Genomic DNA, 12,258 nt, shown 5'->3' on the forward strand with positions numbered 1-12,258 from the left:
AATGAGCCGAATGGAATTCCCGCACGCAAATGTGACGTCGGATGACGTTCGCTTCATGGAAGCGACCATTCGGCTTGCCCGTCGTAACAAAGGCCTCACAGGCACAAACCCGTCAGTTGGTACTATTCTCGTTAAGGACGGTATCATCGTCGGACGTGGCGTCACCGCAATCGGTGGGCGCCCTCATGCGGAGCCTCAAGCGCTCGCAGATGCAGGTGAAGCGGCCCGCGGCGCTACGGCCTATGTCTCGCTGGAGCCCTGCGCTCATCATGGTCGCACCCCGCCATGTGCCGAAGCGCTGGTGCGGGCTGGTGTCGCGCGGGTGGTGGTTGCCGCAACCGATCCGGATGACCGGGTGAGCGGAAAAGGCTTCGCCATATTGCGGGACGCGGGCATTGAAGTGGTGCCGGGTGTTCTGTCGGACAAGGCGGCTGATGACCTTGCAGGCTATCTGAATCGATCTTCTAAAAAACGTCCGGAAGTGATTCTGAAACTTGCACTTTCTGCCGATGGCTATATCGGGAAAAAGGGCGAGGGACAGGTTCCTATTACCGGTCCGATTGCGCGCGCCCAGTCGCATATTCTGCGCTCGCAGACTGATGTGATCCTCATCGGAGTTGATACTGCAATCGCCGATGATCCTATCCTGAATTGCCGTCTTCCGGGGTTGGAACAACGTTCGCCAATTCGCCTCATATTGGACAGCGGATTGAAATTACCGCTCGATTCAAGGCTTATTCGCACTTCGGAAGCCCTTCCTTTGTGGCTTTCCTGTTGTGAAAATGTGGCGCCGGAGAGGCGATACGAGATGCAGGCTGCAGGATGCCGCATCATTGCAGCGGAAAGCGATGAGGGCCGTATCGCTTTGCCGGAGCTGATGGATGATCTTGCAGCACAGGGTATTTCGTCTGTTCTGGTCGAAGGTGGAGCCAGTGTTGCCACAAACTTCCTGAAAGAAAAGCTGGTTGACCGGCTTGTTCTGTTCCGTTCGCCTGTTGAAATCGGCGCGACGAATGGGGTTGCCGTCACAGATCTGCAATCCCATATCGATAATGAATTTACAATTTTGCGCAATGCGCAGTACGGCGACGATGCCTGTATCGAGTATGTAAGGAAAGCGTGATGTTTACTGGGATTGTCACCGATATCGGTAAAGTGGATCGTATCAAGCCTTTGAATGAAGGCGTTTTGCTGCGTATTGAAACAACCTATGATCCTGAAACGATTGAGCTTGGTGCTTCGATTGCCTGTTCCGGTGTATGCCTGACAGTCGTGGCGCTGCCGGAAAAAGGCACAAATGCCCGCTGGTTTGAAGTTGAAGCCTGGGAAGAAGCACTGCGTCTGACCACGATTTCAAAATGGGAAAACGGCACCCGCATCAATCTTGAGCGCTCGCTCAAGCTTGGCGATGAAATGGGTGGTCATCTCGTTTCCGGTCACATTGACGGGCAAGCTGAAATCGTCGGGCGCAAGGAAGAGGGCGACGCTGTACGCTTTACCCTGCGCGCACCGGAAGAACTTGCACCCTTTATTGCGCAGAAGGGTTCCGTTGCGCTTGATGGCACTTCGCTGACGGTCAATGGCGTTAATGGCAACGAATTTGACGTTCTGCTCATTCGTCATTCGCTGGAAGTGACAACCTGGGGCGATCGCAAGGCTGGTGACAGGATCAATATTGAGATCGATCAGCTCGCGCGGTATGCAGCAAGGCTTGCGCAATATCAGAAATAAGCTTAGAGCCTACACTCTAAAGCTATAACAGCATTTTCCGAATTTAGCGTTGACCGCAGGTTTTGCGGTCCGCGATTTCTGCCATGGAGTCTCTCATGTCGAAGCACGAGGCGCACGCGCCGCATTTGCTCATTGTTGAAGCGCGTTTCTATGAAGAACTGTCCGACGCGCTTCTTGACGGCGCGAAGGCTGCTCTCGATGCCGCTGGCGCAACATATGATGTTGTGACGGTACCCGGCGCGCTTGAAGTGCCAGCGACGATTTCTTTCGCACTGGATGGCGCGGAAAATGGTGGCACTTATTACGATGGTTATGTTGCCCTCGGCACAGTTATTCGCGGCGAAACCTATCATTTCGATATCGTTGCCAATGAATCCTGCCGTGCGCTGACTGATCTTTCGGTTGAAGAAGGTCTTGCTATCGGCAACGGCATTCTGACAGTTGAGAATGACGAGCAGGCCTGGGTCCGTGCGCGTCGTGAAGACAAGGACAAGGGCGGCTTCGCTGCCCGCGCTGCGCTCACCATGATTGATCTGCGTAAGAAATTCGGAGCCTGATACGATGACTTCTTCTTCTGAAGGCCGTTCTGCACCGAACGCGCCACGATCTGCAAACAAGCGTGGCGTTGCACGTCTTGCAGCCGTACAGGCGCTCTACCAGATGGATGTCGCCGGTACGGGCGTCATGGAAGTCGTGGCTGAATATGAGGCCCATCGTCTTGGCAAGGAAGTCGATGGCACACAGTATCTTGACGCCGATCCGCAGTGGTTCCGCGCCATTGTCGCGGGCGTTGTCGATAGCCAGCTCAAGCTCGACCCGATGATTCATCAGGCGCTCACAGAAGACTGGCCGCTGTCGCGTCTCGACTCGACGCTGCGTGCCATCCTGCGTGCGGGTGCCTGGGAATTGCAGACCCGCAAGGACGTGCCTACAGCTGTCATCGTTTCGGAATATGTGGATATCGCAAAGGCGTTCTACACTGAAGATGAGCCAAAGCTTGTTAACGCCGTGCTCGATCGTCTGGCTTTTGAACTACGCGGCGAAAGCCGTGGTGCAAAGCCGCGTGGCCGATAAACCTTAGCCACTCTGTAAATACTCAAAAAGGCTGCGAAAAATCGCGGCCTTTTTTGCATTCTGGCACAATAAACTACGGCTTGACCTTTGCAGATAGCTTCCGCATGTTGGACATGCGGCATTGAGAATGCTGAAATGCAGAAACATCAGCCAATTATTTGATTTCTGGTCGATGTTTTCAGAATAACAACAAGCCGAAGAAGCCCGGTGAATGGTCGGTTTCAGGCACTTCCATGCCGCTATTCTTAGGCCCGGGGAGGGGTTTTCGGGCCTTTCATGCGCTGATGTGTGCAGGCAATCGCCACCCTTGTGAGCGGTCTGCTTGTGACTGGCGCGAGCTCATGGGAGTTGGCCTAAATGGGAATTGGAGTTCTTCTTCTCGTCATTGCCTGTGGTGTGCTTTCCGTTCTTTTTGCCGTATGGGCGATCCGCTCTGTACTTGCGGCCGATCAGGGCACACCGCGTATGCAGGAAATCGCTGGTGCCATCCGTGAAGGTGCTGCAGCCTATCTCACCCGACAATATACGACCATTGCCATCGTTGGCGTCGTGGTCTTTCTGGCAGTCTGGTATCTGCTGTCTATTTCTGCCGCCGTGGGCTTCCTCATCGGGGCTGTGCTTTCCGGGCTGACCGGCTTCATCGGTATGCATGTTTCCGTTCGTGCAAATGTGCGAACCGCACAGGCGGCATCCTTGAGCCTCGCGGGTGGTTTGGAAATTGCTTTCAAGTCCGGCGCTATCACCGGTATGTTGGTGGCGGGTCTCGCTCTGCTGGGCGTCTCAGTCTATTATTTTATCCTGACTTTCTGGCTGGGTTATTCACCTTCCGACCGCACGGTCATCGATGCCCTTGTGGCACTTGGCTTCGGCGCTTCGCTCATTTCAATCTTTGCGCGCCTTGGTGGCGGCATCTTCACAAAAGGTGCTGATGTCGGTGGCGATCTGGTGGGTAAGGTTGAAGCAGGTATTCCGGAGGATGATCCTCGCAATCCTGCAACCATTGCCGATAATGTTGGCGACAATGTCGGTGACTGCGCAGGCATGGCGGCGGACTTGTTCGAAACCTACGCAGTGACGGTCGTTGCAACCATGGTTCTGGGCGCGATTTTCTTCACTGGCTCAGATGTTCTCTCAAGCGTGATGCTCTATCCGCTGGCGATTTGCGGCACTTGTGTCATCACTTCGATTGCTGGCACGTTCTTTGTCAAACTCGGCGTCAATGGCTCGATCATGGGCGCGCTTTACAAAGGCTTGATCGCAACCGGACTTTTGTCCGTGGTGGGTTTGGCGATTGCCAACACGCTCACCATTGGCTGGGGTGAAATCGGCACTGTCGCAGGCATGTCGATCACCGGCACCAATCTCTTCATCTGCGGGCTGATTGGTCTCGTCGTCACCGGTCTGATCGTGGTGATTACCGAATACTACACCGGAACTAACAAGCGTCCGGTCAATTCGATTGCCCAGGCTTCGGTCACTGGCCATGGCACCAATGTCATTCAAGGCTTGGCTGTTTCGCTTGAATCGACGGCTTTGCCGGCAATTGTCATTGTTGGCGGTATCATCGGCACATATCAGCTCGCGGGCCTCTTTGGCACAGCAATTGCCGTTACTGCCATGCTTGGCATTGCCGGTATGATCGTGGCCCTCGACGCTTTTGGCCCGGTTACGGATAATGCTGGCGGTATTGCTGAAATGGCCGGCCTTGATCCGGAAGTGCGCAAATCGACCGATGCTCTCGATGCCGTCGGTAACACGACCAAGGCCGTCACCAAGGGCTATGCAATCGGGTCGGCAGGTTTGGGTGCGCTTGTGCTCTTCGCAGCCTATTCAAACGATCTGGCTTATTTTGCCGCCAACGGGCAAACCTATCCATATTTCGCGGATATGGGGCCGGTGTCGTTCGAGCTCTCCAATCCCTATGTGGTTGCCGGTCTGATCTTTGGTGGCCTCATCCCCTATCTCTTTGGTGGTATGGCGATGACGGCTGTCGGTCGTGCGGGCAGTGCGGTGGTGCAGGAAGTGCGTCGTCAGTTCCGTGAGAAGCCGGGCATCATGACGGGCAAGGATCGTCCGGATTATGCGCGAGCTGTCGATCTTCTGACGAGAGCCGCCATTCGGGAGATGATTATCCCGTCGCTTCTGCCGGTTCTGGCGCCGCTTGTCGTCTATTTCGGCGTGTTGCTTATCTCAGGCTCCAAAGCCGCCGCTTTTGCAGCACTCGGTGCCTCGCTGCTGGGCGTCATCATCAACGGTTTGTTCGTGGCTATATCCATGACATCCGGCGGTGGCGCCTGGGATAATGCCAAGAAGAGCTTCGAAGATGGCTTTACGGATGCTGACGGTGTGAAACATCTCAAGGGATCGGAAGCGCATAAGGCTTCCGTGACTGGCGATACCGTCGGCGATCCTTACAAGGATACGGCAGGTCCAGCCGTTAATCCTGCCATCAAGATCACCAACATCGTGGCACTCTTGCTGCTTGCGGTGCTGGCTCACATGGCTTGATGAAGCACCAACAAAAAAGCCCCTCCAAAAGAGGGGCTTTTTTTAATTCTTTGTATTGGATCAGTTGTTCGCGCCGCCAGCAGCACCCGGCAATGATGTCGGAGCTTTGGAAACACCCTGAATAATCTGACCAATGAAGGTCTGGTCCTTGCCGCCAGTTGGCGTGGTGCGCGATACGAAATCGAACAGCTTGCCGTCCTGAAGGCCGTAATTGGCAATATTGCTGACCTTGCCGTCCTTGTCGAAGTAAACGGCAAGGATATGACGGTCGATAATTTTGGGCTTCATGAACTGAGCCGCACGATAACGCTTCTGCGAAATGTAATAAAACACTTCGTTATCGAAGGTCGCCGTAGTGGATGGCGTACCGAGTGCGAGAAGCACCTGTTCACGGCTGGAGCCAACCGGAACCGAATCAAGTGCCTCCTGATCGAGCACGTAACCCTCTGTAAGTGTTTCCGACGGGTTTAGCGTGGACGCAGTGTTGCATCCGGCGAGAGCCGCCGAAAAGAGAATTGCTGTGCCTGCGAGAAGGGCACGCTGTTTGCGTGCGCTTAGGAAAATTCGCTGCAACAAAGACCTCTCCATACATTCTATATCAGCGCGGCACTTTCGCCGTCGGGAGAACTTCGGTAAACCACCTTGCTTCTGGATGCAACAAGTACGGTCGTACGGGAATGATTCTTCGACTTTTTCGCCGCAAATCTAAAGCAAATGAGACAGTTGTGCTTCGCGTTTACGAGACGATCGTGGCAGCGGCGCGGCAAAAGCGTTTTTATGCACAATTTCAAGTGCCTGATACGCCTCTCGGTCGCTATGAAATGCTCTCAGTTCATATTTTTCTCGCTCTTCATCGCATGAAAGGCGAAAAATCTGCATTATTGCCGCTTGCGCAGGACATTGCAGACGAATTTTTCAAGGATGTCGATCATTCCTTGCGGGAATTGGGAATCGGTGATCAGGGCGTTCCCAAGCGCATGAAAAAGCTTGCACGCATGTTTTATGGTCGTGTCAGCTCTTATGGGACTGCATTGGATGCCGGTGATCGCGACATGCTGGCAACAGCTTTGACACGCAATATCCGCCCGGACCTCGAATTATGGCCGCATTCTCACTATTTGAGTGAATATCTGTTTGCTTGCCGTGATCGGCTGGCAAAAATTGAGGACAGTGCTTTGGCGGCAGGCGACATATCCTTTATGGATGCTGACGAGATGGCGTTTGCGCCAATATAGCATTTCCAGCAAAGGTGCGAAGCGCCTCCGCAGGGAAATCAGTTCGCTGGACTGATTTCTTTTCCTGCTGCGATGCGTCGGATAATGTGTAAAAACAAACAGTTACAGCGGTTAAAACTTAACTGGAACCGCTGCAAATAACGAAACAAAGGCTAAAGAGAATGACTGATAAACCGGCGCTGACCTATCCCGTTCCGGTTCTGCATCTGCCCCCCAAGGGCATAACGGTGAAGATTGGGACCACTGACAAGGAAAGAGCTGCTTTGGCTGCCCAGCATGGCTTAGAGGCCGTGAATTCCTTTGCTGCAGAGTTTTTGCTGACGCCTTGGAAAAAGAGCGGCATTCGTTTGCGCGGAACCGTCAATGCGGAAATCGTGCAGTCATGCGTGGTTACACTTGAACCGCTTAATGCGACGATTGCGGAAGAAGTCGATACGATCTTCGTGCCAGAAAATTCACGCCTTGCGAAAATTCAGCTCGATGAGAGCGGAGAATTGCTGCTGGACGCCGATGGCGCGGATATTCCCGAGACTTTTCCTGGCGACAAAATTGATATTGGCGCTGTGGCTGAAGAGTTTTTCGAACTGGCGCTCGATCCATACCCTCGCAAACCCGGCCTGCCTGACGATGCCGAGCCAGCCGTATTTGGCGATGTTGAAGAGGAAGAGAAGCCTGATTCGCCTTTTGCCAAGCTCTCGGAATGGTCCAAGAAGCCCTGATTTAACCGATGCTTGAGAGAATCTGGTTGTGCGCGACCGGAAAAACACTATTTTCGCGGAAAACCCCTATGTTTATAAAGAAGCAAATGGGGCAGGGATCGCACAGGAATAATCAATAGTGATAAAAATTTCGATTGACGCCATGGGCGGTGATTTTGGCCCTGAAGTGGTCATCCCTGGTGCTGCGAAGGCGCTTGAGCGTCATCCTGATATCCGGTTTATTTTCTTCGGTCTGGCTGGTCAGGTCGAGCCCATACTTGCGCGTTATCCAAAACTACAAGCTGCTTCCGAGTTCCGCGCCAGTCAGGTTGCGATCAAGATGGATGACAAACCAAGTCAGGCGCTGCGCGCTGGTCGGGGCAAGTCTTCCATGTGGCAGGCGATTGAAGCGGTAAAGACCGGCGACGCTGATGTCTGCGTTTCTGCTGGTAATACCGGCGCACTGATGGCCATGTCCAAATTCTGCCTGCGTATGCTGTCTGATGTCGAGCGTCCGGCAATTGCCGGTATCTGGCCTACACTGCGTGGCGAGAGCATCGTTCTCGACGTTGGCGCAACGATTGGTGCCGATGCACGTCAGCTTGTCGATTACGCGGTTATGGGCGCGGGTATGGCGCGGGCGCTTTTTGAGGTGCGCAAGCCGACGGTCGGTCTCCTCAATGTCGGTACGGAAGAAGTCAAAGGTCTCGACGAGATTAAGGAAGCTGCCCAGATTCTGCGCGATACACCGCTGGAGGGTTTGCAATATACCGGCTTCGTCGAAGGAAATGATATTGGCAAAGGCACGGTCGATGTCGTCGTCACAGAAGGCTTTACGGGCAATATCGCTCTGAAAGCCGCCGAAGGCACTGCTCGTCAGATGGCAACGCTTCTGCGCCAAGCCATGAGCCGTACCTTGCTTGCCAAGATCGGTTATATTTTTGCCAAGGGTGCATTTGATCGTATTCGCGAGAAGATGGACCCGAACAAGGTGAATGGCGGCGTTCTTCTTGGATTGAGCGGTATTGTTATCAAGAGCCATGGCGGCGCAACGGCAGAAGGTTTCTGCTCGGCGGTCGAAGTCGGCTATGACATGGTGCGTAATAAGCTTCTTCAGAAGATTGAAGCGGATCTGGCGCATTTCCACCACAGTCATCCGCATTCTGCGTCTAATGACGGCAACGAAACAGCCAAATGATAATTAACCCATAACAGGGTATGAATTTTGACCGGCAGGCGTGGGTCTGCGATGGTCAGGCTAGGACAGGAAAACAAGATGATAAGATCTGTCGTAAGAGGTATTGGTTCGGCTCTGCCTAAGCGGATCATGAAGAATTCCGATTTTGAGGGCGTGGTTGAAACCTCTGACGAATGGATTGTCCAGCGTACAGGTATTCGTCAGCGTCACATTGCTGGCGAAGGCGAAACGACAGTATCGTTGGGTGCGGCTGCTGCGCGCGCTGCATTGGAAAATGCTGGCCTGCAGGCTTCTGATATCGATCTCGTTCTGGTCGCAACCTCGACGCCAAACCATACGTTTCCTGCAAGTGCAGTCGAAATTCAGCGCGAACTCGGCATCACGACGGGCTTTGCATTCGATCTGCAGGCGGTTTGCAGTGGCTTCATCTATGCCGTTACGACTGCTGACCTCTATATCCGTGGCGGACTCGCACGTCGTGTTCTGGTTATCGGCGCAGAAACCTTCTCGCGCATTCTCGACTGGAATGATCGCACCACCTGCGTTCTGTTTGGCGACGGTGCCGGTGCGCTGGTTCTCGAAGCCGGCGAAGGCAAGGGCCTAACCTCTGATCGTGGTATTTTAGCTGCCAACCTTCGTTCCGACGGCAATCACAAGGAAAAACTCTTTGTGGATGGCGGCCCGTCGACGACACAGACGGTCGGTCATCTGCGCATGGAAGGCCGTGAAGTCTTCAAACATGCCGTGGGCATGATCACAGATGTGATCGAAGCATCCTTTGCTGAAACGGGCCTTAGCGCCGACGATATCGACTGGTTTGTGCCGCACCAGGCCAACAAGCGCATTATCGATGCTTCGGCCAAGAAGCTGAATATAGCTGAGGAAAAGGTCGTTATAACCGTTGATAGACACGGCAACACCTCTGCTGCGTCGGTTCCGTTGGCTCTTGCTACGGCTGTCGCTGACGGTCGTATCAAGAAGGGCGACCTCGTTCTTCTGGAAGCTATGGGCGGTGGATTTACCTGGGGCGCAGTTTTATTGCGCTGGTAATAAAAAAATTGATGGGCCGCGAGGAAACTCGCGGCTTGACCACACCGCTTTTATTTGTGTAACCTCCTGTCACTTAAGGATATTATCTGTTCAAACACTAACCAGGTAGGTTCGGTTATGGGAGGTAAGACGGTCACACGCGCTGATCTGGCAGAGGCTGTTTACCGAAAGGTAGGCCTGTCCAGAACAGAATCGGCGGCTCTGGTCGAGATGATACTCGATGAAGTCTGTGACGCCATCGTCAACGGTGAAACTGTGAAGCTGTCGTCTTTCGCGACATTTCAAGTCCGTGACAAGAATGAGCGCATCGGCCGTAATCCGAAGACTGGCGAGGAAGTTCCTATTCTCCCACGCCGCGTCATGACGTTCAAAGCTTCTAACGTTCTCAAGCAGCGTATTCTGCAGGAACACCAGAAGCGTAGCGCAAAAGGCGCCAAGTAATCACCTCATATAGATAAAGAGAGATTTGTCTCTTTATCTCTTCGTCCTCACTGGACGAAGTATTTCCGCTTGCTTATTTATCCAGTGACATCTGTAAATCCGAAAACTGTGCCTCTTCCTGTAATATATGAAGGGGTGCTTATAAAGTTCTGATATTATATAATCGACGGATAAAGCGAGTCGTTTCGCTAATATAACAGACCGGAAAGTAGGGGCTTTTCATCCCAACTTTTTGTGTTAAACGCCGTTAGATTATTATGATATTATGGCTGGCGCTGATTGATGTGCCGATTGCCATTTGAACTATCTGGACTGGCAGGTTCGCCCAAAAGACGACCACACCACTGGAAAGGGCAAGCAGATGGACAAAAGCCCTGATGCATTCAGGACTATTAGCGAAGTTGCCGAGGATCTCGATCTCCCTCAGCATGTACTGCGTTTCTGGGAAACGCGTTTCACCCAGATAAAGCCTATGAAGCGGGGCGGTGGTCGCCGCTATTATCGTCCGCTTGATGTTGAGCTTCTCAAGGGTATTCGTCATCTGCTTTATGATCAGGGTTACACCATCAAGGGTGTGCAGCGTCTGCTTCGCGAGAACAACGCACAGTTCATCATTGCCTTGGGTAATGGCGATGTGCAGGCTATTGAAGCGATCACGCGCCAGAAACAGGCTGCGGCTGAAAAGCAGGCAATGGAAAATGCCGCTGATCATGAAATGGCTTTGCCGAACGGCATCAAGGCACCACAACCTGCACGCAAGCTGTTCGGATTGCTGAAGGGTGAAGAAGACGGCCCGATCGGTGCCGATGGCAAGCGGCCATCGAAAGACAATCGGTCGCTGTTGCAGGAAGCGCTTTTTGATCTGCTTGAATGTAAGCGACTATTGGATCAGGTTCGCTAGAGCATTTTGCATTTAAGCTGAATCATTCGAAACGCTCTATCTTTTTGTTTTTACGCATGTCTTTGCCCGAAAACTGGTGTCCGGTTTTGAGAGACGTGCTCAAAGAACGTAATTGAATAGAGATAATAAAAAGGGAGGCTTTTGCCTCCCTTTCTTTTTCGGTTATGTCGATGAGAGTTTGAGCCCGACGATGCCCGCGAGAATGAGCGAGACGCTTAAAATCCGGAAGAACGTCGCAGCTTCGCCCAGAATGACAATCCCCACCACGAATGCACCCAAGGCACCGATTCCGGTCCAGATTGCATAGGCTGTGCCCAAAGGCAGGCTACGCATGGCAATTGACAGCAGTGCAAAGCTGCCGATCATCGTTACGATGGTGATGATTGTCGGCGTCAGAAGAGAGAATCCTTCTGACTTTTTCATAAAATAGGCCCAGACGATTTCAAGGCCGCCCGCAAGTACGAGATAAATCCATGCCATTATAGTGCTCCTTGGGTATGGGCCGTCCCATATTTGAAGGAACGAAAGGTCGTCCTTTCGCTCTGGTATTGGGTTTCGAGCGCATCCCGAAAAGTGTGAAACGGTTTTCGGACCAAGATGCGCGTTAAAACAGATGAATAGAGCGGCGCTCTAGTGAGAAGGATGCAGGGCGTCGTTTAGATACATGCAGCTTAGCATGGTGAAAACATATGCCTGAATGATAGCCATAAGCAATTCGAGTGCGGTAAGTGCGACAGTCATGGCAAGTGGTAGAACTGCCGACAACAAGCCCATCGTGCCCAAACTGCCCAAGCCCACGACAAAGCCCGCAAAGACTTTAAGCGTGATGTGCCCCGCCAGCATGACGGCAAACAAGCGCACCGAATGGCTGATTGGCCGTGAAATATAGGACATCACCTCGATAGGTACGATAATCGGCGCGAGTATCATGGGGACACCTGCCGGCATAAACAGCTTGAAGAATTTAAAGCCGTGGCGGACCAGCCCATAAATAGTCACGGTGAGAAATACCAGCATCGCCAGCGCGAATGTCACAATGATGTGGCTTGTAACCGTAAAGGCATACGGAAACATCCCAATGAGATTTGCAACGAGGATGAACATGAAAAGCGAGAAAACCAGCGGGAAGAACTTCATCCCGTGTTCGCCTGCATTCTCGCGAATCGTTTTGGAAACAAACTCGTAGAGCATTTCGACTGACGACTGCCAGCGGCCAGGCACAACCCGATTCCGGCGTGAGGCTAAAAACAGAAAGCCAGCAGCAACTGTTACAGTCAGCAGCATGTAAAGCGCAGAATTTGTGAAGACAATCTGTTGGCCACCAAGTGTACCAAGCTCGACGATAGGTCGAATCGCAAATTGCTCAATAGGTCCAGCCACGGAACACCCCTCTTATGGGGCCGTCCCCTATGCGAACACAGA

The 12,258-nt window shown here is 52.8% G+C and carries 14 protein-coding genes; 11 read left to right on the top strand and 3 right to left on the bottom strand.

What is annotated here, in order from left to right:
• The first annotated feature begins 1 nt into the window (after position 1).
• The 5 genes from ribD to RT142_RS17890 all read left to right on the top strand — a co-directional run bounded on the left by ribD (position 2) and on the right by RT142_RS17890 (position 5,313).
• Positions 2-1,123 (top strand): bifunctional diaminohydroxyphosphoribosylaminopyrimidine deaminase/5-amino-6-(5-phosphoribosylamino)uracil reductase RibD, encoded by a 1,122-nt coding sequence (ribD, locus tag RT142_RS17870; RefSeq protein WP_313030359.1) that lies wholly within the window; start codon positions 2-4, stop codon positions 1,121-1,123.
• Positions 1,123-1,731, top strand: coding sequence for a riboflavin synthase (locus RT142_RS17875; protein WP_313030366.1), 609 nt, complete (start codon positions 1,123-1,125; stop codon positions 1,729-1,731). Before ribD ends, RT142_RS17875 begins: the two co-directional genes overlap by 1 nt.
• A gap of 95 nt (positions 1,732-1,826) precedes the next feature.
• Positions 1,827-2,288, top strand: a complete 462-nt coding sequence (locus RT142_RS17880) for a 6,7-dimethyl-8-ribityllumazine synthase (RefSeq protein ID WP_007874460.1) — start codon at positions 1,827-1,829, stop codon at positions 2,286-2,288.
• Between the two features lie 4 nt (positions 2,289-2,292).
• A complete protein-coding gene (gene nusB / locus RT142_RS17885; RefSeq protein ID WP_007874461.1) occupies positions 2,293-2,805 on the top strand; it encodes a transcription antitermination factor NusB in 513 nt (170 codons plus the stop codon).
• Positions 2,806-3,162: 357 nt separating this feature from the next.
• Positions 3,163-5,313 carry a sodium-translocating pyrophosphatase gene (locus tag RT142_RS17890; RefSeq protein WP_105518373.1) on the top strand — a complete coding sequence of 717 codons (2,151 nt, stop codon included), beginning with the start codon at positions 3,163-3,165 and terminating at the stop codon, positions 5,311-5,313.
• A gap of 60 nt (positions 5,314-5,373) precedes the next feature.
• Here the strand turns inward: RT142_RS17890 and RT142_RS17895 are convergent, their stop codons facing one another.
• Entirely contained in the window at positions 5,374-5,889 is a 516-nt protein-coding gene (locus tag RT142_RS17895; RefSeq protein WP_039859655.1) for an outer membrane protein assembly factor BamE, read from the bottom strand.
• A 101-nt stretch (positions 5,890-5,990) separates the two neighbouring features.
• Here RT142_RS17895 and RT142_RS17900 point away from each other — a divergent pair, with 101 nt between their 5' ends.
• The 6 genes from RT142_RS17900 to RT142_RS17925 all read left to right on the top strand — a co-directional run bounded on the left by RT142_RS17900 (position 5,991) and on the right by RT142_RS17925 (position 10,836).
• Positions 5,991-6,548: a ubiquinol-cytochrome C chaperone family protein gene (locus RT142_RS17900; RefSeq protein ID WP_113158484.1), complete on the top strand. Its 558-nt coding sequence runs from the start codon at positions 5,991-5,993 to the stop codon at positions 6,546-6,548.
• Positions 6,549-6,709: 161 nt separating this feature from the next.
• Positions 6,710-7,267, top strand: a complete 558-nt coding sequence (locus RT142_RS17905) for a DUF177 domain-containing protein (protein WP_312467765.1) — start codon at positions 6,710-6,712, stop codon at positions 7,265-7,267.
• 118 nt (positions 7,268-7,385) lie between these two features.
• A complete protein-coding gene (gene plsX, locus RT142_RS17910) occupies positions 7,386-8,444 on the top strand; it encodes a phosphate acyltransferase PlsX (RefSeq protein ID WP_007874476.1) in 1,059 nt (352 codons plus the stop codon).
• A gap of 78 nt (positions 8,445-8,522) precedes the next feature.
• Complete coding sequence (locus tag RT142_RS17915; protein WP_064320443.1) at positions 8,523-9,494, top strand: beta-ketoacyl-ACP synthase III; 972 nt, start codon at positions 8,523-8,525, stop codon at positions 9,492-9,494.
• 117 nt (positions 9,495-9,611) lie between these two features.
• Positions 9,612-9,935 carry an integration host factor subunit alpha gene (locus tag RT142_RS17920; protein WP_007874478.1) on the top strand — a complete coding sequence of 108 codons (324 nt, stop codon included), beginning with the start codon at positions 9,612-9,614 and terminating at the stop codon, positions 9,933-9,935.
• Positions 9,936-10,296: 361 nt separating this feature from the next.
• A complete protein-coding gene (locus tag RT142_RS17925) occupies positions 10,297-10,836 on the top strand; it encodes a MerR family transcriptional regulator (RefSeq protein ID WP_007874479.1) in 540 nt (179 codons plus the stop codon).
• Positions 10,837-10,998: 162 nt separating this feature from the next.
• Here the strand turns inward: RT142_RS17925 and sugE are convergent, their stop codons facing one another.
• Positions 10,999-11,316, bottom strand: a complete 318-nt coding sequence (gene sugE / locus RT142_RS17930; protein ID WP_007874480.1) for a quaternary ammonium compound efflux SMR transporter SugE — start codon at positions 11,314-11,316, stop codon at positions 10,999-11,001.
• Between the two features lie 150 nt (positions 11,317-11,466).
• Complete coding sequence (locus RT142_RS17935; protein ID WP_007874481.1) at positions 11,467-12,216, bottom strand: F0F1 ATP synthase subunit A; 750 nt, start codon at positions 12,214-12,216, stop codon at positions 11,467-11,469.
• Positions 12,217-12,258 lie beyond the last annotated feature (42 nt).

Origin of the sequence: Brucella sp., assembly GCF_032066345.1 — a bacterium.
GTDB lineage: Bacteria > Pseudomonadota > Alphaproteobacteria > Rhizobiales > Rhizobiaceae > Brucella > Brucella pseudogrignonensis.

Bases quoted from the DNA above. Each gene is read 5' to 3' on its own strand.
- ribD (WP_313030359.1), top strand. From the start codon at position 2: ATGAGCCGAATGGAATTCCCGCACGCAAATGTGACGTCGGATGACGTT.
- RT142_RS17875 (WP_313030366.1), top strand. From the start codon at position 1,123: ATGTTTACTGGGATTGTCACCGATATCGGTAAAGTGGATCGTATCAAG.
- RT142_RS17880 (WP_007874460.1), top strand. From the start codon at position 1,827: ATGTCGAAGCACGAGGCGCACGCGCCGCATTTGCTCATTGTTGAAGCG.
- nusB (WP_007874461.1), top strand. From the start codon at position 2,293: ATGACTTCTTCTTCTGAAGGCCGTTCTGCACCGAACGCGCCACGATCT.
- RT142_RS17890 (WP_105518373.1), top strand. From the start codon at position 3,163: ATGGGAATTGGAGTTCTTCTTCTCGTCATTGCCTGTGGTGTGCTTTCC.
- RT142_RS17900 (WP_113158484.1), top strand. From the start codon at position 5,991: ATGATTCTTCGACTTTTTCGCCGCAAATCTAAAGCAAATGAGACAGTT.
- RT142_RS17905 (WP_312467765.1), top strand. From the start codon at position 6,710: ATGACTGATAAACCGGCGCTGACCTATCCCGTTCCGGTTCTGCATCTG.
- RT142_RS17915 (WP_064320443.1), top strand. From the start codon at position 8,523: ATGATAAGATCTGTCGTAAGAGGTATTGGTTCGGCTCTGCCTAAGCGG.
- RT142_RS17920 (WP_007874478.1), top strand. From the start codon at position 9,612: ATGGGAGGTAAGACGGTCACACGCGCTGATCTGGCAGAGGCTGTTTAC.
- RT142_RS17925 (WP_007874479.1), top strand. From the start codon at position 10,297: ATGGACAAAAGCCCTGATGCATTCAGGACTATTAGCGAAGTTGCCGAG.
- sugE (WP_007874480.1), bottom strand. From the start codon at position 11,316: ATGGCATGGATTTATCTCGTACTTGCGGGCGGCCTTGAAATCGTCTGG.